This window comes from Micromonospora mirobrigensis (assembly GCF_900091555.1).
GTDB classification, from domain to species: domain Bacteria; phylum Actinomycetota; class Actinomycetes; order Mycobacteriales; family Micromonosporaceae; genus Micromonospora; species Micromonospora mirobrigensis.
This window is the reverse complement of sequence record NZ_FMCX01000005.1, coordinates 317,843-338,583: the sequence shown is the minus strand read 5'-3', so window position 1 is coordinate 338,583 and position 20,741 is coordinate 317,843. Positions and strand designations below refer to the sequence as shown.

At 74.9% G+C, this 20,741-nt stretch carries 22 protein-coding genes and 1 pseudogene; 9 read left to right on the top strand and 14 right to left on the bottom strand.

The annotated features are described in order from the left end of the window. Positions 1 to 258: 258 nt before the first annotated feature. From GA0070564_RS18755 to GA0070564_RS18720, 8 genes are read right to left on the bottom strand one after another with little or no spacing between them, the layout of a single operon-like run. Complete coding sequence (locus GA0070564_RS18755; protein WP_091609959.1) at positions 259 to 1,242, bottom strand: DNA topoisomerase IB; 984 nt, start codon at positions 1,240 to 1,242, stop codon at positions 259 to 261. Continuing rightward, positions 1,226 to 2,179 carry a glycosyltransferase family 9 protein gene (locus tag GA0070564_RS18750; RefSeq protein WP_091609958.1) on the bottom strand — a complete coding sequence of 318 codons (954 nt, stop codon included), beginning with the start codon at positions 2,177 to 2,179 and terminating at the stop codon, positions 1,226 to 1,228. Before GA0070564_RS18750 ends, GA0070564_RS18755 begins: the two co-directional genes overlap by 17 nt. Further along, positions 2,176 to 2,877: an SDR family oxidoreductase gene (locus GA0070564_RS18745; RefSeq protein ID WP_091609957.1), complete on the bottom strand. Its 702-nt coding sequence runs from the start codon at positions 2,875 to 2,877 to the stop codon at positions 2,176 to 2,178. Before GA0070564_RS18745 ends, GA0070564_RS18750 begins: the two co-directional genes overlap by 4 nt. Beyond that, positions 2,874 to 4,364, bottom strand: a complete 1,491-nt coding sequence (locus tag GA0070564_RS18740; protein WP_091609956.1) for a PfkB family carbohydrate kinase — start codon at positions 4,362 to 4,364, stop codon at positions 2,874 to 2,876. Before GA0070564_RS18740 ends, GA0070564_RS18745 begins: the two co-directional genes overlap by 4 nt. Next, entirely contained in the window at positions 4,361 to 5,140 is a 780-nt protein-coding gene (locus GA0070564_RS18735; protein ID WP_091609955.1) for a D-sedoheptulose-7-phosphate isomerase, read from the bottom strand. The genes GA0070564_RS18740 and GA0070564_RS18735 overlap by 4 nt, the downstream gene beginning before the upstream one ends. Next, positions 5,137 to 6,357 carry a glycosyltransferase gene (locus tag GA0070564_RS18730; RefSeq protein WP_091609954.1) on the bottom strand — a complete coding sequence of 407 codons (1,221 nt, stop codon included), beginning with the start codon at positions 6,355 to 6,357 and terminating at the stop codon, positions 5,137 to 5,139. The genes GA0070564_RS18735 and GA0070564_RS18730 overlap by 4 nt, the downstream gene beginning before the upstream one ends. Then, a complete protein-coding gene (locus GA0070564_RS18725) occupies positions 6,342 to 7,328 on the bottom strand; it encodes a glycosyltransferase (protein ID WP_091609953.1) in 987 nt (328 codons plus the stop codon). Before GA0070564_RS18725 ends, GA0070564_RS18730 begins: the two co-directional genes overlap by 16 nt. Continuing rightward, positions 7,325 to 9,088 (bottom strand): HAD-IIIA family hydrolase, encoded by a 1,764-nt coding sequence (locus GA0070564_RS18720; RefSeq protein WP_425412496.1) that lies wholly within the window; start codon positions 9,086 to 9,088, stop codon positions 7,325 to 7,327. Before GA0070564_RS18720 ends, GA0070564_RS18725 begins: the two co-directional genes overlap by 4 nt. 173 nt (positions 9,089 to 9,261) lie before the next feature. Here GA0070564_RS18720 and GA0070564_RS18715 point away from each other — a divergent pair, with 173 nt between their 5' ends. After that, the gene (locus tag GA0070564_RS18715) at positions 9,262 to 9,708 is read left to right on the top strand and encodes an SRPBCC family protein (RefSeq protein ID WP_091609952.1); all 447 of its coding nucleotides are present in this window, start codon (positions 9,262 to 9,264) and stop codon (positions 9,706 to 9,708) included. 132 nt (positions 9,709 to 9,840) lie between these two features. Then, positions 9,841 to 10,608 carry a polyprenol monophosphomannose synthase gene (locus GA0070564_RS18710; protein WP_091609951.1) on the top strand — a complete coding sequence of 256 codons (768 nt, stop codon included), beginning with the start codon at positions 9,841 to 9,843 and terminating at the stop codon, positions 10,606 to 10,608. Between the two features lie 49 nt (positions 10,609 to 10,657). Here GA0070564_RS18710 and GA0070564_RS18705 read toward each other — a convergent pair whose 3' ends face one another. Further along, positions 10,658 to 12,292 carry a phytoene desaturase family protein gene (locus GA0070564_RS18705; protein WP_091609950.1) on the bottom strand — a complete coding sequence of 545 codons (1,635 nt, stop codon included), beginning with the start codon at positions 12,290 to 12,292 and terminating at the stop codon, positions 10,658 to 10,660. Between the two features lie 72 nt (positions 12,293 to 12,364). On the opposite strand from GA0070564_RS18705, the gene GA0070564_RS18700 reads away from it, so the two are divergent. Further along, the gene (locus tag GA0070564_RS18700; RefSeq protein ID WP_091609949.1) at positions 12,365 to 13,798 is read left to right on the top strand and encodes an aldehyde dehydrogenase family protein; all 1,434 of its coding nucleotides are present in this window, start codon (positions 12,365 to 12,367) and stop codon (positions 13,796 to 13,798) included. A 61-nt stretch (positions 13,799 to 13,859) separates the two neighbouring features. Here GA0070564_RS18700 and GA0070564_RS18695 read toward each other — a convergent pair. Continuing rightward, positions 13,860 to 14,274, bottom strand: a pseudogene (locus GA0070564_RS18695) (ChaB family protein). 167 nt (positions 14,275 to 14,441) lie between these two features. Here GA0070564_RS18695 and GA0070564_RS18690 point away from each other — a divergent pair. The 5 genes from GA0070564_RS18690 (at position 14,442) to GA0070564_RS18670 (ending at position 17,200) form a co-directional block, all read left to right on the top strand. Then, on the top strand, positions 14,442 to 15,422 hold the full coding sequence (locus GA0070564_RS18690; RefSeq protein ID WP_091609948.1) for a YihY/virulence factor BrkB family protein: 981 nt from the start codon (positions 14,442 to 14,444) through the stop codon (positions 15,420 to 15,422). 64 nt (positions 15,423 to 15,486) lie between these two features. Further along, positions 15,487 to 15,903: a DUF2795 domain-containing protein gene (locus tag GA0070564_RS18685; RefSeq protein ID WP_091609947.1), complete on the top strand. Its 417-nt coding sequence runs from the start codon at positions 15,487 to 15,489 to the stop codon at positions 15,901 to 15,903. Positions 15,904 to 15,955: 52 nt separating this feature from the next. Further along, a complete protein-coding gene (locus GA0070564_RS18680) occupies positions 15,956 to 16,417 on the top strand; it encodes an SRPBCC family protein (protein WP_091609946.1) in 462 nt (153 codons plus the stop codon). Positions 16,418 to 16,533: 116 nt separating this feature from the next. Continuing rightward, entirely contained in the window at positions 16,534 to 16,794 is a 261-nt protein-coding gene (locus tag GA0070564_RS18675; RefSeq protein WP_091609945.1) for a hypothetical protein, read from the top strand. 196 nt (positions 16,795 to 16,990) lie between these two features. After that, on the top strand, positions 16,991 to 17,200 hold the full coding sequence (locus GA0070564_RS18670) for a hypothetical protein (RefSeq protein ID WP_091609944.1): 210 nt from the start codon (positions 16,991 to 16,993) through the stop codon (positions 17,198 to 17,200). On the opposite strand, the gene GA0070564_RS18665 is transcribed toward GA0070564_RS18670, so the two are convergent. Beyond that, positions 17,197 to 17,646, bottom strand: coding sequence for a hypothetical protein (locus tag GA0070564_RS18665; protein ID WP_091609943.1), 450 nt, complete (start codon positions 17,644 to 17,646; stop codon positions 17,197 to 17,199). The two genes, GA0070564_RS18670 and GA0070564_RS18665, sit on opposite strands and share 4 nt — an antisense overlap. A 144-nt stretch (positions 17,647 to 17,790) precedes the next feature. Between GA0070564_RS18665 and GA0070564_RS18660 the strand changes: the two genes are divergently transcribed. Continuing rightward, complete coding sequence (locus tag GA0070564_RS18660; RefSeq protein WP_091609942.1) at positions 17,791 to 18,156, top strand: DUF6401 family natural product biosynthesis protein; 366 nt, start codon at positions 17,791 to 17,793, stop codon at positions 18,154 to 18,156. A 121-nt stretch (positions 18,157 to 18,277) separates the two neighbouring features. Here GA0070564_RS18660 and GA0070564_RS18655 read toward each other — a convergent pair whose 3' ends face one another. The 3 genes from GA0070564_RS18655 to GA0070564_RS18645 are packed head-to-tail and all read right to left on the bottom strand — an operon-like array spanning position 18,278 to position 20,717. Beyond that, positions 18,278 to 18,751: a cytidine/deoxycytidylate deaminase family protein gene (locus GA0070564_RS18655; RefSeq protein ID WP_091609941.1), complete on the bottom strand. Its 474-nt coding sequence runs from the start codon at positions 18,749 to 18,751 to the stop codon at positions 18,278 to 18,280. Further along, complete coding sequence (locus GA0070564_RS18650) at positions 18,748 to 19,446, bottom strand: RibD family protein (protein WP_091609940.1); 699 nt, start codon at positions 19,444 to 19,446, stop codon at positions 18,748 to 18,750. The genes GA0070564_RS18655 and GA0070564_RS18650 overlap by 4 nt, the downstream gene beginning before the upstream one ends. Next, entirely contained in the window at positions 19,443 to 20,717 is a 1,275-nt protein-coding gene (locus GA0070564_RS18645) for a glycosyltransferase (protein ID WP_091609939.1), read from the bottom strand. Before GA0070564_RS18645 ends, GA0070564_RS18650 begins: the two co-directional genes overlap by 4 nt. Positions 20,718 to 20,741 lie beyond the last annotated feature (24 nt).

The window sequence follows — 20,741 nt, the reverse complement described above, 5'->3', positions numbered from 1 at the left end:
GATACTCGATACGGGCCGACGCCGGTCGCGACCGGCCGGGCCCGAGCACATCGGGGGGCTGCGGCGAGGCGCCCGCGACCACGGTCGCGGGCGGCCGCCCGGCGGCTCCCGCCGGACCGATGCGCCACCACCGATCGCCGGTCCCGCCGTGGTTCCCCCAGGACCCGGCGGGACCGGTCACGTGCCGCGCTCCGCGCCGCCGCGAGGACCGACGCCGACCGGTCCGCACCGGACGCGACGCACGCCGTCCGGCGCCGGTCAGGCCTCCTCCAGCAGGGCCAGCACGATGCGTTCGGCGTCCTCCCGCGGGGTCTGCGGGGCCACCGGCGCCACCACGCCGTCGTGGAACAGGTCGACCACCCTCGGGTCCACGTAGGAGGTGCGGGCCACCGTCGGGGTGTTGCCGAGCAGCTCGGAGACGGACCGCATCACGGCGGCCACCGCCTTCCTGCGGGCCGTCGCCGACCGCGCCGGGCCCAGCGTCGCCAGCTCGGTGGCGGCCAGCACCGTAGCGTGCCAGGTGCGGAAGTCCTTGGCGGTCATCTCCCCGCCGCTGGCGTCGCGCAGGTAGTCGTTGACCTCGTCGCTGCGCACGTCGCGCCAGTCCCGACCGTCCCAGTAGCCGAAGAGGCGTTCCTCGCGCCGGCGCCGGCGGCGCAGGTTGGTCAGCACCCGGCACAGCTCCGGGTCCTCTATCCGGCGCACCTGCTCGATGCCGCCCTTGGCGGGGAACTCGAAGACCACGCAGCCACCCCGGGACCGGGCGTGCTCCGGACGCAGCGTGGAGACCCCGTAGGTGGCCTCTTCGCCGACGGCGTACTGGTCGTTGCCGACCCGGAACATGCCCATGTCGAGCAGCCGGGTCACCGTGGCGAGGACCCGGTTGCGGTTCAGCCCACGGCCGTCGAGGTCCTGTGCCACCCGGCTGCGCAGCACCGGTAGCCGGTGCGCCACCTCCAGGACGTGGTCGAACTTCGCCTCGTCCCGCTTGCGCCGCCACTGCGGGTGGTAGAGGTACTGCCTGCGTCCGGCGGCGTCGACGCCGGTGGCCTGGATGTGCCCGTTGGGGTAGGGCGAGATCCAGACGTCCTCCCAGGCCGGCGGGATGACCAGGCCCTCGATCCGGGCCACCTCGTCCGGGTCGCGCAGCGGCGCGCCGGCCCTGTCGACGTACCGCCAGCCCTCACCGCGCCGGCGACGCCCGTACCCCGGCCTGCCCGGATCACTACGCCGCAACCGCACCGGAGGTCCGCACCGCCTGTTCCGCCTCGTCCACCGCGGCCAGCACCCGGCCGAGCGGGATGGCCGCCATCGTCGATGGCGTTCCTACCCCTGCGCCGCCGGTCCATTCACCGTCGTTCGCGGTCAGCACCCGGTGCCGGGAACGGCCGGACGGCGGTCCCCACCGGCCCGGAGGGACCGGACCGAAGAGCACCACGGAGGGGGTGCCGTAGCCGGTGGCCAGGTGGGCCACCCCGGTGTCCCCGCTGACCACCAGGCGGGCCCGGGCGACCAGGGCGGCCAGCTCACCCACGTCGGTACGGCCGGCGAGCACCGCCGAGGCGGCCAACCCGGCCCGGGCCGCGACCCGCCCGGCGAGGTCCCGCTCGTCGGCGGAGCCGGTGACCACCACCCGGTGCCCCCGCCCGGTCAGCTCCCGGGCCAGGGCGGCGAACCGGTCGGTTGGCCAGCGCTTCGCCCGGATCTTGCTGCCGGGGTGCACGACGGTCACCCCGGCCGGCACGTCCGACGACGAGGGCGGGAGCAGGGCCAGGTCGCCCGGGTCGGCGGGGATCCCGTACCGGGCGAGCAGCCGGCACCAGCGGTGGACCTCGTGTTCGTCGTCGTCCCAGACCGGTCCGTCGTGGTGTCCGGCGTCGGGGTTGGCGAAGGCGAGCATCCGGCGTGGTCGGGTGGCCGCGAGCGTCCGGTGCGACTGTGGGCCCCTGCCGTGCAGGTTGACGGCGATCTGCGGTGCCGGCCCGGTCCAAGGCAGGGGTCCGAGGCCGTCGGCGTGGATCCGCCGGTCGATGCCGCCGACCAGGTCGACCAGGGGGTCGAGCCAGGCCGGCGCGACCAGGGCGAGCTCCTGCTCCGGGTACGCGGTGCGCAGGGCGCGCAGCGCGGGGACCCCGGTGGCGAGGTCCCCGACGCCGAGCGCCCGCAGGACGAGGATCACGGGTAGGAGGTTTCCTGTTCGGCGCAGACCACCATCTCCCGGACGGTGCAGCCGGGCGGTTGGGAGAGCGCGAACATGACGGCCGCGGCAGTGTCGTCGGGGTCGTTGAGGATGGCGTCGGGGCCGGGCTTGTACTGCTGGTCCCGCTCGTCGAAGAAGGCGGTCCGCATCCCGCCGGGGATGAGCAGCGTGACGCCGACGGTCCCGGCGAGTTCGGCGGCGAGGGCGCGGGTGAAGCCGACCACCCCGAACTTCGCCGCGCAGTACGCGGTGGCGTCACTGACCGCCTTGACGCCCAGCGTCGAGGCCACCGTGACGACGCTGCCCCGGGACGCCTCCAGATAGGGCAGCGCCGCCCGCACCACGGCGGCGGTGGCCAGCAGGTCCACCGCGATGATCCGGTCCCAGGTCTCCCCCGGCAGGTCGGCCAGCTTCCCCGGGACGTCCATCCCGGCGGCGGTCACCACCCCGTCCAACCCGCCCGAGCGTTCGGCCAACTGTCGGGTGGCCGCCTCGGCGGCCCGCGCGTCGGCCAGGTCGCACTCCACCCACGGCACCCCGTCGGCCGGCGCCCGCCGGTCCAGCACCAACGGTCGCCCGCCGGCCTTGGCCACCGCGGCGACCACCGCCGCGCCCAGTCCACTCGATCCGCCGGTGACCAGGACGATCGGCCCGGCTCCGGGCATCCCACCGCTCATCGTGACCTCCCTGTCGTCGCCGACGGCGCCTCCTGCCGACCCGGCTCGCCCACCGGGGGATCCCCCGCCCGCAACCGACCCGCCCGGGCCGCCGCGATCAGGTCGGTGGTGGAGCGACCGTCGAGGTACGGCACCACCACCGTGTGCCCGCCCCAGCGGCGCAGCAGCTCCGCCTCGGGCAGCGCCGGCTCGTCGCCGGCCCCGCAGGCGTAGTCGCCGCCCTTGACCCAGACGTCGGGCCGCAGCCAGGACAGCGCCGCGTGCGGGGTGGCCTCGTCGAAGATCAGCACCGCGTCGACGCAGCTCAGTGCGGCCAGCATCCGGCTCCGGTCGCCCTGCGGCACCACCGGCCGGTCCGGCCCCTTCAGGCCGGCGACGCTGGCGTCGGAGTTCAGGCAGACGATCAGGCAGTCACCGAGCTGCCGGGCGGCCTGGAGGGTGGCGACGTGACCGGCGTGCAGCAGGTCGAAGCAGCCGCCGGTGGCGACGACCGTGCCGCCCGCCGCGCGTACCTCGGCGGCGACCGCGCCCGCCGCGACCGCGCCGATCCGGTCCCCGCCGGTCGCGGTGACCACGGTGGGCGCGGTACGCACCGGCGGCGGCAGCACCGCCGCCACTCCCCCGCCCGCCACGTACGCCGACGCCTCGGCGACCGCGTGCTGCACCGCCTCGGAGACCAGCGCTCCCCGGGCCAGCGCGATGCTGGCGGCCGACGCGAACCGGTCGCCCGCGCCGCAGGTGTCCCCCTCGGCGCTGGCCGGGGCGGGCACCACCAGCGGGGTGGACCCGGCGTGGCAGAGCAGCGCCCCGTCGCCGCCCAGGGTGACCGCCACCGCGCCGGCCCGCCACCGTTCGCGCAGCCCCTGCGCGCCCCGGGAGGCGGTGACCAGTCGGGACGCGCCCGGCGCGACCTTCGCCAGCTCCCGCGCCTCGGACTCGTTCGGGGTGGCCAGCTGCACACCGGGCACCGCCGCCGGGCCGCGCGGGTGCGGGTCCCAGACCACCGGGGCTGCGGTGGCGGCGAGCGCGGCCCGCAGCGCCGGCTGCCGGGCCACCCCGCGCCCGTAGTCGCTGACCAGCACCGCCGACGCGGTGGCGATCAGCCGCAGCACCGCCTCGCTGGGCTGGCCGGGGTCCCCCGCCGGTCCACCGCGGTCGTGCCGCAGCAGCACCCGTCCCCGGGCCCGGAGCCGGATCTTCTCCGGGGTGGCGCCGACCAGCGGCAGCCCGTACACCTGCACTCCCGCCGCGGTGAGCAGCGAGCTGAGCCGGGCCCCGCCGGCGTCGTCGGCCAGCGCGGTCACCAGCGCCACCTCGGCCCCCTGCGCCGCGGCGAAGAGCGCCGCGAGCCCCGCCCCGCCGGGCCGGTCCACGTGCGCCGTCTCGTCCAGCACGGGCACCGGCGAGTCCGGGCAGAGCCGGTTCACCACCCCCTCGACGTCCCGGTCCAGCAGGGTGTCGCCGATCACCACCACGGGTCCCGTCACGCTCGACCTCCTCGTTCCGGCTCGACCTCCCGGTCGCCGAGCACCACCTCGACGCCCGTGCGTACCGGCCCGGCCCGGGTGGTCCCGGCCGGCACCGGTCCGGTCGCCGCGCCCGGCACGGACCCGGTGGCCGCGTCCGGCACCGGCTCGGTCGCCGCGGCCGGCGCCGCCGCCAGGGCCCGGTCGACGTACTCGCAGAGCACGTGGGCCGAGACCAGGTGCAGCTCCTGCACCACCTGACCGTCCGGCGAGGACACCGCGAGCGCCTCGTGACAGGCGTCGGCGAGGGGGTTGGGGGCGGGGCCGGTGAAGGCCCAGGTGCGCAGGCCGGTGGCGTGGCCGGCGTGGGCGGCGGTGAGCAGGTTGGGGCTGGTGCCGCTGGTGGACAGGAGCAGGAGGATGTCGCCGGGTCGGCCGTGGGCGCGGACCTGGCGGGCGAAGACCTCGTCGTAGCCGTAGTCGTTGCCGATGGCGGTCATGGCGCTGGTTTCGGCGTGCAGGGCGATGGCGGAGAGTGGTTCGCGGTCGTGGCGGAGTTTGCCGACGAGTTCGGCGGTGAGGTGTTGGGCCTCGGCGGCGCTGCCGCCGTTGCCGGCCACCAGCAGCCGCCCGCCGGCCACCAGGGTGCCCGCCAGCTCCCGGCCCCAGCGGGCGAGCAGCCCCTCGCACTCCCGGTAGGAGAGCAGCGCCTCCGCCAGGTGGGCCAGGTGCGCGTCGAGCACCGACGGTCCCCGTCCGCCGTCGGCCGGCCGGAGGTCCGGCGACTGCGCCGTCATCCGGCGACCACCCGGGTCGGCCGGCGCACCGCGGTCACCTCGCCGTAGACCTCGGCGAGCTTCTCCGCCGTGGCGGCCCAGGAGTAGCACCGCCGGGCCCGGTCCAGCGCCGCGGTGGCGTACCCGAAGCGGCGGATCCGGTCGGTGAGCAGGCCCTGGACGGCGGTGCCCAGCGCCCGCGGGTCGCGGGCCGGGACCAGGTCGCCGGTGCGGCCGGGCACCACCGTGTCGGTGAGGCCACCGACCGCGGTGCCGATCACCGGGATGCCGCAGGCCATCGCCTCCAGCGGGGTGAGGCCGAACGGCTCGTACCAGGGGGCGGCGACCAGCACGTCCGCCGACCGGTACCAGCGGCCCATCTCCTCCCGGGGGACCGCGCCGACCAGCCGCACCCGGTCGGCCATCCCGCAGGAGGCGGCCAGGGCCCGCAACCGCCGGGCGTACGGGTCGGACTCCAGCAGGCCCGCGGGGGGACCGCCGACCACCACGCACTCCGCGTCGGGTACGTGGGCCATCGCCCGGATGACCGTCTGGAAGCCCTTGCGTTCCACCAGCCGGCCGACGGTGAGGATCCGGGCCCGTCCCGGCACCCGTTCGGCGGCCGGCCCGAGCGGGGTGAAGGTGTTCAGGTTCACCCCGGACGGGATGATCGTCATCCGGGAGCGGGGCACCCCCATCCGGACCAGCTCGCCGACCTCGTCGCGGCACTGGGCGACCACCCGGTCGACCGAGCAGCCCAGCTCCCGCTCGTAGGCGACCCGGCGGGCCGGGCTGGTGTCCTGCACCCCCTGGTGCCGGCGCTTGACCGTGCCCAGCGCGTGGTACGTCTGCACCACCGGCACCCCGGTCCGCCCGCCGGCGCTCAGCGCGGCCAGCCCGCTCATCCAGAAGTGCGCGTGGATCACCTCGGGCGTCCAGTCGCCGCCCCGCCACCGCTCCACCAGCCAGTGGCTGAACTCCCGCATGTGCGGCAGCAGCTCGTCCTTGGCCAGCGGCTCCGCCGGTCCGGCCGGTACGTGCACCACGTCGAAGCCGTCCGGGGCGCGGACGGTGACCGGCAGGTCGGGGGCGTCGCGGCGGGTGTAGACCCGGACCTCGTGGCCGGCGTCCACCAGGGCGGCGGCCAGCTCCGCGACGTGGGTGTTCTGACCGCCCGCGTCCTCCCCGCCGAGGACGGCGAGCGGGCTGGCGTGCTCCGAGATCAGCGCGACGCGCATACTTCCTCCTCCAGCAGCCGGTCCCAGTCGGCGAGGAAACGTTCCAGGCCGTAGCGCTCCCGGGCCGCCGCCCGGGCCTGCGCGCCCGTGCGGGCGGCCAGCGACCGGTCCTCGACGAACCGCCGCGCGCCGTCGCGCAGGACGTCGATCCGGGTGGACAGGACGCCGGCCGGTGGCGGCACCGCCACCACGGCCTCGGTGGTGGCCAGCGCGACCACCGGCATGCCGATGGACATGGCCTCGATCAGGCTCAGCCCGAGCGAGGTCCACCGGCACAGGTGCAGGTACGCCCGCCGCCGGGCCACCTCCTCGTGCATCCGGTCCTGCGGCAGGTCGTCGTACCCGGTAACCGGGTGGGCGGTGGGCCCGCAGCGTTCGGCGAGGGCGGCCGGCAGCCCGGCCACCCCCATGCCGAAGACGTCCAGCGGGGCGACCTGCGCGAACCGTGGCATCAGGTCGGTGCCGGTGACCCGCCAGCGGCGGACCGGCTCGTTGGTGACCACGGCGAGCCGGTCCAGCTCGCCGGTCCACTCGACGGTCGGGGCGACGATGCCGTGCTCGACCACCGTGCTGCGGGTGGTCCCGTTGTCCCAGAACAGTTCGTTGAACGCGGTGACGTGGACCAGCAGCAGGTCGTCCCGGTCGGCCATCGGGTGGCGGGTGTTGGGCACGTCGCCCTTGGGGGTGTTGTGCTCGACGTAGATCGCCGGCACGTCCCGGCCGACCCGCCGGCCCAGCCACTCGCAGGCCAGGTCGAACTCCTCGGGCCGTTGCAGCACGACCAGGTCGACGTCGGCGCCGGCGAGTTCCTGCGGGGTCACCTCGACGGCGTCCTCGGGCCAGGGGTAGGTGCGCGCCCGGCCCAGCCCGTACGGGCCGCGGTCCGGGGTGACCGGCACCAGGTAGCGGTGCTTGCCGTGCACGAAGGAGGTCATCCACGATCCGTGCACGTGCCAGACCAACACGTTCATCGGCCGCTCCCGCCGCTGGTGGTGACCGCCCGACCGACGGGCGGCCCGGCCGCGACGGCGGCCACCCCGACCGTGGGGCCGGTCCGGGCCGGCGGGCGGTCGGCCGGGACGTCGAGCAGGCGTACGGCGGCGAGCACGTCGGCCGGGTCCAGCCGGGACAGGCAGGGGTGCCCGGCGACCGGACAGCTGGTGGCCCGGGTGTCCCGGCAGGGCGCCCCGGCGTCGCCGAGCCGGACGGCGGGCACCCGGTAGGGCCCCCACTGTCCGTAGGGGACGGTGGGGGCGAAGAGGCTGACCACCGGTACGCCGAGCGCGGCGGCCACGTGCGCCGGGCCGGTGTTGCCGACCACCAGCGCGCCGGCCCCGGTGAGCACGGCGGCCAGGCCGGCCAGGCCGGTACGCCCACCCAGGTCGACGCCGAGGTCGCCGGCGACCAGGGCGGTCAGCTCCCGCTCGTGCGGGCCGCCGGTGACCACCACCCGGTGGCCGGCCTCGGCGAGCACCCGGACGATCCGGGCGGCCAGGTCGGGCGGGCAGGCCCGGGCCTGGACGGTGGAGCCGGGGTGCAGCACGACGTAGCCGGGACCGCCCAGCTCGGCCGGGGGCGGGGGCACCGCGTCGGGGCGCAGCCGCAGCCCGGGCCCGTCGTGGTCGGGCAGGGCGAAGCCGGCGGCGGCGGCCAGGGACAGCGCGCGTTCCGGTTCGGGCACGCCGACCGGCACGCGGTGGCGGGTGTCGAGGAGGCTGCCCGGGTAGTCGTCGCTGATCGCGTGGATCGTCGGCACGCCGGCGACGCGCAGCAGCAGGGCCAGCGGCAGGGGCGACTGGTGGTAGCTGGTGAAGATGATGGCCTCGTCGGCGCCGAGCCGGGTGAGCCGGTCGGTGAGGTGGCGCATGTCGTCGGGGTCGACCGGCTGCGGGTCGCCGTCGATCCAGGGCAGTGGCCATTCGACGACCTCGTCGATGCCGGGCAGGAGGTCGGCGGCGGCGCGGCCGCGGGGTCCGCAGAGCAGGACGATCTTCCGGGCGCCGGCGGCGACGGCGCGGATGGCGGGTCCGGTGACCAGGACGTCTCCGGCGGAGTCGCTGCGGACGACCAGGACGGTGCCGGCCCGGTCCCGGCGGGGGGTGGTCGGGCGGAGGGCGTTCTGGCGGCGCAGGATCTCGGTGACGGCGGCGGGTAGGTCCCGGGCCACGTGTGGGGCGGCGGCGATCTCCTCCGGCCGGGTCACCGGCGTCGGCACCAGGATCGCGCCCGCGCCCGCGGCGCCGGCCGCCACCATGTCGGCGCCGATGTCGCCGACCAGGACACAGCGGGCCGGGACGGTGCCCAGCGCGCCAGAGGCCGCGTACACCATGCCCGGCTCCGGCTTGCGACACCGGCATCCGGCCCGGTCGTCGTGCGGGCAGACCTGCCAGTCGTCGAACGGGCCGAGCAACTCCTCCACCCGCGCGTTGACCCGGGCCAGGTCCGCCGCACCGAACAGGCCCCGGGCCAGGCCGGACTGGTTGGTCACCACACCCAGCCGCAGGCCGGCCGCGCGCAACCGGTCCAGCGCCTCGCGCACCCCGGGCAGCGGGCGCACCTTCTCCGGGTCACCGTTGTAGGGCACGTCCTCGACCAGCGTGCCGTCCCGGTCCAGCAGCACCGCGTCGAAGAGCACCCCGGCGGGCCGGGCGGGCGGCGGGAAGGGCCGGTCAACACCCGGGTCGACCCGGGCTGACCTGCGCTGATCCGGCTCATCCTGGTCCCGTCGCACGGGCGGCGGGTTCCCGGGGCCCGGAGGAGTAAACATCATCTTCGGCCGGGGTACGCCGGCCGGCACGACCCCTCCCGCCGCACGGAGGGTCGGTGCGGCGTTACCCGTCGTCGCCGAGAAGCTAACCCGGCCGCCCGGTTACCCGTACCGGTGCGAGGGGTATGAGGTGCCGCGTGGCGATTGTGGAGAAAGTGATCCAGGCTCCCCCGGAGCAGGTCTTCAAGGTGCTCTCCGACGGCTGGACGTACAGCGACTGGGTGGTGGGCACGGCGCACGTCCGCGACGTGGACGAGGGCTGGCCCCGGGTGGGCACCCAGCTGCACCACCGGGCCGGGCCGTGGCCGTTCTCCCTCCAGGACGCCTCGACGGTGCTGCTCTGCGAACCGCCGCACCGGCTGGTGCTGCGCGCCGGGCTCTGGCCGGCGGGCGAGGCGATCGTCTCGTTCACCCTGGAGCCGGTCGGCGCGGACGCGACCCGGGTCCGGCTCGGCGAGGACTTCGCCGCCGGACCGTTGCGCTGGGTCCGCAACAAGGTCAACGACCTGGTGCTGCACCAGCGGAACAAGGAGACGCTGCGTCGGCTCTCCGACATCGCGGTGCGGCAGAAGTCGCAGGAGTGACCCGACGCCACCCGACCCGCGGGTCGGGTGGCGAGCGGTGAATCCGGCGCCGACGGGGAGCCTGGGCCACGAGCCACCGGGCCAGTGGCTACCCTCTCAGGGAAACCCTGTCGGCAAACCGAGGATATCGCCATGATCGAACCCGTGCAGTTGCCCTCGCCGTGGCGGGACGCGCGCCTGACCGTCGTCGTTCCGACCTACAACGAGGCGGGCAACCTCCCGGTGCTGGTCGAGCGGCTCCTCGCCCTGCCGCTGCCCGGGCTGAAGGTGCTCGTCGCCGACGACAACTCCCCCGACGGCACCGGCGAGGTGGCCGACAAGCTGGCCATCGAGCACCCGGACCGGATCGAGGTCGTGCACCGGGCCGGCAAGGAGGGCCTGGGTCGGGCGTACGTCGACGGGATCGGCCGCTCCCTCGACGCCGGCGCCGACTACGTTGCGCAGATGGACGCCGACCTGTCCCACCCGCCGGAGGCGCTGCCCGGCATGCTCGGCGCGCTGCTCTCCACCCAGGCCGGCGTCGTGATCGGCTCCCGCTACGTGCCCGGTGGGCAGTTGGACGAGAACTGGCCGCTCTACCGCCGGGCGCTCAGCGGCTGGGCGAACCTCTACGTGCACACCCTGCTGCGGGTGCGGATCCGCGACCTGACCGCCGGGTTCAAGATCTGGCGGGCCGACGCGCTGCGCGACATCGGCCTGGACCGGGTCCAGTCCAACGGCTACAGCTTCCAGGTGGAGATGCACTACCTGGCCACCAAGCTCGGGCACACCATCCTCGAGGTGCCGATCCGCTTCGAGGAGCGGCGCGACGGCATCTCGAAGATGACCACCGCCACCAAGGTGGAGAGCGCCCTGATGCCGTTCAAGCTGCGCAGCCGGCACCGCAACCTGCCCGGCTGAGACCGTCGCCGCCGCGCCGGTCGGCTCCGACCGGCGCGGCCCACGGCGGTCAGCGGTAGACGGCCCGATGCGCCGCGCCGATCACGCCCGCGTACAGGCCGCCGGTGAGCGCCCGGTCACGGGCCAGCGCCGCCCGGGCGGCGTTCGCGCCGGGCGCGCCGTGCACCCCGCCGCCGGGATGCGCCGAGGCGCTGGCCAGGTAGAGCCGGTCCACCGGGGTGTCGGGGCGGCCCAGGCCGGGGACCGGCCGCAGGAAGAGCTGCTGGTACGCGGCCGCGGTGCCGCCGCCCAGCGCCCCGCCCACCAGGCTCGGGTCGCCGTTCTCCAGGTCGGCCGGGCCGGCCACGTGCCGCCCGACGATCAGCGAGCGGAAGCCGGGGGCGGCCGCCTCCAGCACCTCCTCCATCCGCTCGACGTGCCCGGTCAGGTCCTCGGCCCGCCAGTTCGGCCGGAACGGCAGGTGGGTGTACGACCACAGCGACTCGGTGCCCGGCGGCGAGTGGCTCGGGTCGGCCACCGACATCTGCCCAACGAGCAGGAACGGGTCGCGCGGCACCTCGCCCCGGGCGAGCGCGCCGGCATAGCTGGTCAGCCCGTTGAGGTCGGCCCCGAGGTGCACGGTGCCGGCGGTGGCCACCTCCCGGTTGGTCCACGGCACCGGGGCGGAGAGCGCCCAGTCGACCTTGAGGGTGGAGCCGTCCCACTTGAAGTGGGCCAGGTCCTCCACCAGCCGGGGCGGCAGGGCGTCCGGGCCGACCAGGTCGAGGAAGAGCGCGGGGGCCGGCACGTCGGCCAGCACGGCGCGGCGGGCCCGCCAGAGGCCACCGCCGGCCGTACGCACTCCCATGGCGCGGCCCCGGGCGGTGAGCACCCGGTCGACCCGGGCGCCGTAGAGGATCCGCCCGCCCCGCTCGGTCAGCCGGGCCACCAGCGCATCGGTGATCTTCTGGGCGCCGCCGACCGGCACCGGCCAGCCGACCTCCTGGCCGAGCATGGCCAGCAGCCAGCCGTACACCCCGGAGCCGGCCTCCTCGGGTGACAGGTCGGTGTGCAGCGCGCAGCCGGCCAGCAGCGCGGGCCCGCCCTCGCCCTCGAAGAGTTCGTCGCCGAGCTTGCGGACCGGGACGACCAGCCGGCGGGCCAGCCGCAGCGCGCCACCGACCCGCAGCCGGCGCAGCAACTCCACCCCGCCGCGCACCGGCGGGAAGGGCCTGGTGATGGTCTCCAGCATCGGCCCGGAGACCTCGCGCCAGTCGGCGTACGCGTGCCGCCACCGGTCGCCGTCGCCGGGGGCGAACTTCTCCAGCGAGGCGGCGGTGGTGTCCAGGTCCCGGTTGATCACGGCGGCCCGCCCGTCGGGCAGCAGGTGCGCCAGCACGTCCGGGGAGTTGGTCCAGTGCAGGCCGTACCGGTCCAGGTCGAGCCCGGCCAGCACCGGTGAGGCGTAGCCGAGGGGATAGAAGGAGCTGTACAGGTCGCTGAGGTAGCCGGGGGCGGTGACCTGGGCCGACCGGACGGCGCCGCCGGGGGACTCGGTGGCCTCCAGCACCAGCACCTCCCAGCCCGCGTCGGCCAGCAGGTTCGCCGCGACCAGGCCGTTGTGCCCGGCGCCGACGACGATGGCGTCGGCGCTCTCCGCGCCGGTCGGGACGGTGGAACCGGTCGGGGTGGCGGGCGACGTCATCCGATCCGCCTACCCGGCCGCTTACCGGGTGAAACGCGTTTGCCCGGCCGGGGCGGGGGCATCCACTGCCGCATGTACAGGGTTGAGCAGCTCATCGGTGGAGTGTGGGGCGCGGGCGGCGAGGGGGGCGAGCTGGTCGTGCACGACCCGGCCGACGGTTCCCCGGTCAGCGCGGTCCCGGTGGCCACGGCGGACGAGGTGGCCAAGGCGGTGGAGGCGGCGCGCGGCGTCGCGGCGGAGTGGGCGGCTACCCCGGCGGCGGAGCGCGCGGCGGCGCTGCACCGCGCCGCGGACGCGGTGGCGGCGATGACCGACGAGCTTGCCGAGGCGGTCACCGCCGAGATGGGCAAGCCGCTGGGCGACGCCCGGGGTGGCGTCGAGGCGGGCATCGGCACGCTGCGCCAGTACGCCGAGCTGGGCCCGCTGCGCGGGGGCCGGACGTTGCACGGCGGCGCCGACGCGATCGACTTCATGGCGCCCGAGCCGCGCGGGGTGGTCGCCGCGATCACCCCGTGGAACGATCCGGTGGCGGTCTCCTGCGGGCTGCTCGGCGCCGCGCTGGTCACCGGCAACGTGGTGCTCTACAAGCCGAGCGAGCGGACCCCGGCGACCGGCTGGCTGCTGGCCCGGGCCCTGGACGGCGTGCTGCCGGCCGGGGCGCTGTCGCTGCTGACCGGTGGCGGCGAGGTGGGCGCGGCGCTGGCCGGGCAGGAGGTGGACGTGGTGGCCCACGTCGGATCCACGGCCACCGGCCGGGCGATCGCCGCGGCGTGCGCCCGTACCGGCGCGAAGGCGCTGCTGGAGAACGGTGGCAGCGACCCGCTGGTCGTCGACGCCGGGGTGGACCCGGTCTGGGCGGCCGGGCAGGCGGCGGTGGGCTCGTTCGCCAACGCGGGGCAGATCTGCGTGGCGGTGGAGCGGATCTACGTGCACCGGGACGTGGCGGAGGACTTCGTCGACGCGCTGGTCGAGCGGGCCGGGGCGCTGACCGTCGGTCCGGGCCGCGACCCGTCGACCGAGCTGGGTCCGCTGGTGGACCGGCGGCACCGGGACCACGTGCACGGGCAGGTCACCGCCGCCGTCGCGGAGGGCGCGACGCTGCGGGCCGGCGGGGTGCTGCCGGACGGGCCGGGGGCGTTCTATCCGGCGACGGTGGTGACCGACTGCCGGCACGAGATGACCCTGGTCCGGGAGGAGACGTTCGGGCCGGTGGCCGCGGTGGTGGTGGTCGACTCGTTCAGCGAGGCGCTGCGCTGCGCCGCCGACTCGCCGTACGGGCTGGCCGCCTCGGTGCTGACCCCGTCGATGAGCCACGCCCAGCGGGCCTGGCGGGAGCTGCCGGTGGGCACCGTCAAGGTCAACGCGGTCTTCGGGGGCGCGCCGGGCGGTGCCGCGCAGCCGCGCCGCGGCAGCGGGCAGGGCTTCGGGTACGGCCCGGAGCTGCTCGACGAGTTCAGCACCGTCAAGACGGTGCACCTGGAGGCCCCCGGGGGCGGGCACTGGTGAGGTGAGACGAGAGGGAGTGGCCGTCGGATCCGGCGGCCACTCCCTGTCGTACCCGATGGGGTCAGCGGCCCTTGCTCTTGTCCCGGGCCTTGGCGGTCTGCCGGTTGTTCGCCTTCTCGATCGCCTTGACCAGTTCCGGCTTGGTCATCCGGGACCGGCCCGGGACGTCCAGCTTCTTCGCCACCTCCATCAGGTGGTCCTTGGTGGCGTTGGCGTCCACGCCCCCGGCCGTGGGGGCGCGCCGCGCGGGGCCACCGCCGGCCGCCTGCCGGTCGCTCGGGCCCTTTCGGCCCTTGGGCTCCCAGTGGTCGCCGACCTTCTCGAACTCGTGCTTCACCGCGGCGAACGCCACACGGTGCGCCCGCTCCCCCTCGCCGTACGTCTCGACGGCCGAGTCGTGCGTCTTCTCCCAGGTTCGCTGGGCCTTCTGGGGGGGAGCGCCGCAGCGTGCTGGGCAGTACCTCGCGCCCGGGCATCTCGTCCTCCTCGCGCGTCGATTGCGTCTGCGGAGGACCGTTCCCCCGCGCGGAACCGGCAAACGCGGACGTCGGGTTTGTCGATTTTCCGGCCCGGGTACCGCCTCGACCGGTGCGCGCCGGCGGGGAAACGATGCGGTCCGGCGGCCGGGGCGACGGGAGCGGGCATGGCAGCGACGACGGGGCCGGCCACGGCACCGGAGCGGACGCAGCGGCGGCTGCCCCGCCGGGTACGCCAGTTGAGCTGGCGGACCTGGCGCGGGGTGCTGGTCCGCAGCGGGCGCAACTTCCTCAAGGACAACTGCGCCGACTGGGCCGCCGCGCTGACCTACTACGGGGTGCTGGCGCTCTTCCCCTCCACCATCGTGGTGGTCGCCCTGGTCGGGTTGGTCTCCGAGGGGGAACGAACCGTGGACACCGTGCTGGACCTGGCCCGGGACATCGGCGCCGGTGCGGTGGTCGGCAACGAGGGCTTCGTCGAGGTGGTCCGGGGCGTCGTCGACCAGCAGAGCGGGGCGAAGGTGCTGCTGAGCTTCGGTCTGCTCGGTGCGCTCTGGTCGGCGTCGGGGTTCATCGGCGCGTTCACCCGGGCCTCCAACGCCATCTACGGGGTGCAGGAGGGCCGGCCGGTCTACAAGCTGCGGCCGATCCAGATCGGGCTGGCCGCGCTGTCGCTGCTGCTGCTCGCCGTGGTGGCGACCGGGCTGATCGTCAGCGGGCCGGTGGCCGACGCGGTCGGCGACCTGGTGGGGGCGGGCGGGCTGAGCCGTACGGTGTGGAGCGTCGCGAAGTGGCCGGCGCTGGCCATGGTGGTGATGGTGCTGCTGTCGCTGCTGTTCTGGACCGCGCCGAACGTGCGCCAGCCCCGGTTCCGGTGGGTCACCCCGGGTGGCGCGGTGGCGCTGCTGGCCTGGCTGCTCGCCTCCTTCGGCTTCGGCCTCTACGTCGCCAACTTCGGCTCGTACGACGTCACCTACGGCAGCCTGGGCGCGGTCATCGCGTTCCTGGTCTGGCTCTACCTGTCCAACTGCGCCCTGATGCTCGGGGTGCAGATCAACGCGGAGTTGCAGCGGGGACGGGTGTTGCAGAGCGGGGCGAAGGATCCCGGTGAGCCGATCCTGCCGCCGCGGGAACCGGCCGATTCGTGACGGTGTGGCACCGATCGCCTCGCGCTCCGGTTTGCCCCGCCCCTGCCCGGGTACCGCTGACGACATGGAACGAGGCAGCAGCAAGCACTCGCCGCGGGTCGACGACAACATGAGCCAGGACGTCGCCGGGCTCGTGCAGGGGCCGGGGACCGGTGGTTCGCGGGTCGAGGAGTTCCGTGAGGCGGAGCCGGCCGGCGAGGACCAGCCGGGCGCCACCACCGCCCCGGCCGGCGATCTGCGCACCGGCTCCCCGCAGGGGATGAGTTCCGAGGACGTCGAGGCGCGCAGTCGGCTGGGCCGGTTCATCACGATGACCGCGCTGCCCGGCGACCGCGCGGCGCTGGTGGCCAACGCCCGGGAGAACCAGGCGCCGGCCGACATCGTCGACGCCCTGGAGCGGCTCCCCGAGGGCACTCGCTACCAGACGATCTCCGAGGTGTGGGCCGCACTCGGGCACAAGAACGAGACGACGCGCTGGTGAGCCGGATCGGCCCACGATCCGGCGGCGCACCGGCGGTGAAGGAGGAACCTGCATGAGCGGCGTTATCGAACACGTGGACGTGGCGGTCCCGATCCGGACCGTGTACGACCAGTGGACCCAGTTCGAGGAGTTCCCCCACTTCATGGAGGGCGTGCAGGAGGTGCGGCAGCTCTCCGAGACGATGACCCACTGGACGGTGGAGATCGCCGGGGTGAAGCGGGAGTTCGACGCCGAGATCACCGAGCAGCTCCCCGACGAGCGGGTGGCCTGGAAGTCCACCGGCGGCACCCAGCAGGCCGGCGTGGTGACCTTCCACCGCCTCGACGAGGGGCACACCCGGGTCACGCTCCAGATGGACTTCGAGCCGCACGGCGTGGTCGAGCAGGCCGGCGACAAGCTGGGCGTGGTCGACCGCCGGGCCAGGGGCGACCTGGAGCGGTTCAAGACGTTCATCGAGCGGCGCGGTCAGGAGACCGGCGCGTGGCGTGGTTCGGTGGACCGGCCGACCCCCTGATCCTCTCCCCCGTTCCGTCTTCGCCGACGGCCGCCGGATCTCCGGCGGCCGTCGGCGTGTGTCGGGGTGGCTCGTTGCGGCCGTTTGCGATCATCCCGCCCGGGTACCGCAGAGGGATGACGGACAACGACAGGGTGTGGCGGGACGAGCAGAAGACCCCGCTGGAGGAGCTGGACCGGGCCATCGCCCGGTCGACCATCGACGGGCAGGCCGACGACGCCACCGGCAACGACGCGGGCGAGGAGGCGGCCTTCGGGCACGGGCCGGAGGCGGTCGACCGGGGCGCCGACCCGCGGACCGAACGGCGGGAGCTGACCGACGCCGAGCGCGCGTACCGGCCGTCGACCACGGGACGGACCGGCCCGGACACCATGTGAGCGCCACCGGCGAGGGCGGGCGCCCGGCCCACCGCCGGGCGCCTTCGCCGTGCCCCGCCGAGAACGACGGGAGCCGCCACCGGCCACCCCCGAACCGACAAAAAGTGCGGCCCGGTCGTCCGGAAAAGCGGACAGGTCATCCAGAATCGGCGCCGAAGGCTCGGGTGAGCCGGGGCCGTCGCGTAAGACTTTCGGAATGCAACAGGGCTCCGGCATCCTCACCCCACGTCAGCGTCGGCTGGCCTGGCTCGGCTTCCTGCTCGCCGCGCTCCAGGCCCCCGTCGCCGCCCGGCTGGTCTCCGACGGCTCGTGGCTGTTCAGCCTCTGCGTCGCGCTGATGGTGGCCACCGTGATCCTCGCCGACGACACCAAGCGTCGCCAGCCGGAAGGCGCCGGCGCCGACTAGCCCCGGCCATCGGGACGGGCCTCGTGCCCGGGCATCCCCCGGGTACGCCGCTCCTCCTTCATCTCCGCCTCGTACAGGTGCCGCTTCCCGTCGACCAACTTGTCGCGGGCGTCCCGGTCCAGCTGACGGAAGAGCGCGTAGTAGCCGTCGTCGAAGTCCTCGACGATCTGGAACGTCCACCGGCCCGCGATGACGTTGCGGCCGAGCAGCTCCGTGGCGATCCGGTCGGCGACCTCCGGGTGCCCGGCGGCGCGGAACTTCTCCACCGCGTCGTCGAGCATCAGGTCGGCGTGCCCCACCAGCTGGTGCAGCGAGTAGAGGTGGCCGCGTACCCGCTCCACCGTCTCCAGCGCCTCGCTGAGCTTGCCCAGCGCCGCGACCGTCTCGTCGCTCACCCCGGCCGGCCGCCGGTGCGCCTGGTCAGGCCCGTCCGCCCGCTGTCCCATCCGTGCCTCCCCATCCCCGCTGCGCCCCGATCGGGCCCGCCTCTCCTTCTGCCCACCGGTATCCGGCTCAATCCCCGCGACCGAGGCCGGTCGAACCGAGCGGCGGAGGTTGCCCGAGGCACCGGGTGGCTAGCCTCGTAGCTCATGCGAGTGCCGTACCCCCAGGTCACCACCGGAACCGCGGTGGGCGCCGCCCGGTCCACCCTCGCCCTGCTGACCGCCTCGGTCGGCGCCGCCGGCCTGGCCGCGGCGGCCGCCCGGCCGGGCCTGCTGGCGAGCGTCGACCAGCACGCCGCCGCGGTGCGCGACAGCCTCGACGGAGACCGCCGGCCGCTCACCCCGGCCGCCCTCGCCGGCTACGCCGAGGGGGTACGCTCCGCGGCCCGCCAGCACGGCTGGTGGCCGCCGCCCACCGACGCCGACCCGTGGGACGCGCCCGACTGGACGCTCACCCGCCTGCTGGCGGTCTGCGCGCTGACCCGCTCGCTGGATCCCCGACACCTGGCCTGAGCACGGCGGAGGGTGCCCGCGATCGCCCCGCGGACACCCTCCGGCATCGTCCTGCGACGGCGCGCCGCACCGTCAGCCCGCCGACGCGGACCAGCGACGCCCCCACCTGTCGTGCCGCCCCTCAGTTCAGCATGGCCGGCTGGGCCGGCGCGCCGATCAGGTGCGCGTTGACCTGTCGGACCAACGGACCCAGCGACGGGATCTCCCGCACCTGCACGCCGGCTCGCCGCAGCCGCTCCGCGCCGTCGCAGTCCGCGAGCAGGGGCGGCTCACGCAGCGCGAAGACGACCCGGGAGATCCCGGCGGCAAGGATCAGCTGGGTACAGGAGCGGGGCCGCGAGCGGCGGACGCTACACGGTTCGAGCGAGGAGTAGATCGTGGCCCCGCGCAGGTCCACCCGCTGCTCCCCGAGCCTGCGGAGCAGTCCCTCCTCGGCGTGGACCAGGCAGTCCGTCTCCCGGGAGAAGCCGCGGCTCACCTCGGCCCCGTGGTCGGCGACCACGATCGCACCGACCGAGTACGCCGTGTCGCTGACCGGGCACGATCGGGACAGCTCGATCGCCTCGCGCAGCCAGTCATGCTCGCTCCTGCTCACCTGGGCGTCCTCTCGTCTGGTGCGCCCATGACGTACCGAAGAAGCACGGCATCGCCCATCGGGCGCACTTCCATCAACCTCGCGGGGTTCTTCGCGTTCTGCGGATAGCTGCCGTCGAGGGCGAACCGCGGTGCGTCCGCGCTGCCGACGAAGAACGGCGCCACCACCAACTGCAACTCGTCGACCAGGCCAGCGGTGAGCAACTGGGTGTGGATGATTCCGCCGCCCTCCACCATCAGCCGCTGCACACCGGACACCGCCAGGTCGTGCAGCACCCTGCTCAGCTCCGGCGGGTCACCGCAGTCGCGCACCGAAGCACGGTCACCCAACCGCCGACGAACCGGCTCGACCGCCGACGAGCCGCAGTAGACGATTTTCGCTGCGCCGTCCTCGGCGAAGAAGTTCCGGGTCGGGTCGCACTCGCCGGTCCGGGTCACCGTCACCTTGGTCGGCGAGGAGGGCCGGCCCGACTCGACCCGGGCGCTGCGCCGGTCGGCCGAGCGCACCAGCAGCCTGGGGTTGTCCCGGCGGATCGTGTTCGCGCCGACGAGGATGGCGTCGCACTCGGCGCGGACGGCATCGACCCGGTCCAGATCCAACTCGTTGGAGAGAATGAGTCGCGGCTCGCAGGCGTCGTCCAGATATCCGTCCAGGGAGATCGCGCAGGAGAGGAGAACGTAGGGGCGACGGCTCATCCCGCGGCCCGCTGGAAGTGTTCCAGTTGCCGGCGGGCACTGTGCTGGGCCGTGAAACGCTCCGTGACAGAGGCGCGGGCGGGCCCCCCGAGCTGCGGTGACTGCTCAAGGGCCAGGGTCAGCGCGCCGGCCAGAGATTCGGCATCGGCAGCACAGCTCAGTCCGTTGACGCCGGGCGAGATCTGGTGCCGGTGTCCACCGACGGCGGTGGCGATGCTGGTTCGCCCGCGGTACATCGACTCGGTCAGGGAGAGCCCGAAGCCCTCCCGCAGGCTGGGCTGCATCACCAGCGCCGCCCGGCTCCTGATCAGGTTCACCCCTGCCTGGTGCACGTCCGTGCTGATGTCGACCGCCGACCAGAGGTGAGCACGCTGTCGCAACGCGGTGGGTAGCTCGCCGATGGCGGTCAGGATGCCGTTGCGGACGTCGTGGAACACGCCCCGGCTGGAGGAGTGCAGATTCGGCCCGACGAAGACCAGGTGCAGGTCGGGGTCGACGGCGGCGGCGGCGACGAAGGCGTCGAGGGCCAGACGGTGTCCCTTCAGTGGGTCCCACCGGGCCACCACGACCGCGTACCGGGCGGTGTCGCTGGGCAGGAAACCCGTACCGTGGTCGAGGAAGACCCGGTCCCGTTCGGACGAGTCCCGGCCGGCCCGGTCCGTCCCCCAGCCGGCCTCCACCAGCCCGGTGGTGAGCAGGCTGGCGAGCTGCGCCGTCTCCGCCGGGGCGAGTTGGCGGTTCTTGGTGCTGTCCACGTCGATCCCCGGTGCGCTGACCAGGAACGGGCAGGGCGCCTCCGGCCAGACGTACTCGGGCAGGTGCACCACCGCCGACGCGCAGTGCGCCAGGGCCGGACGGAGAATCTGGCTGGCGGAGATGGTCCATTCGTTCCACGCCTGGTCGCCGATGTGCGACCGCCAGACGAGCTGCGCGACGCCGGCGAGCGCCGGCGCCAGGACGAGGCCGACCGGGTCGTGCAGGACGACCACGTCCGGTCGGTCTGCCGTGATCTTCGCCGCCAGCGGCCCGAGATCGGCATCCGGGTTCGCGTAGCGCTGCCGCAGTTCCGTCTGGCCTCCGGGGATGACCCGGGGGCGTACGCCGTGCAGGGCGTCGTGCAGGTAGTCGGCGAGCGGCTGCTCGTGGAAGTAGGGGGCGATGTCGAACCAGGAGACGGTGCAACCGAGGTCCTGGAATCCCCGGGTGTCGGCCCGGATGAGTTCCGGGGCACCGCCGTACACCGTGCCGTAGGAGACGTGGGCGATCCGCATGGCTGTCCCTTCTGGAGGTGATCG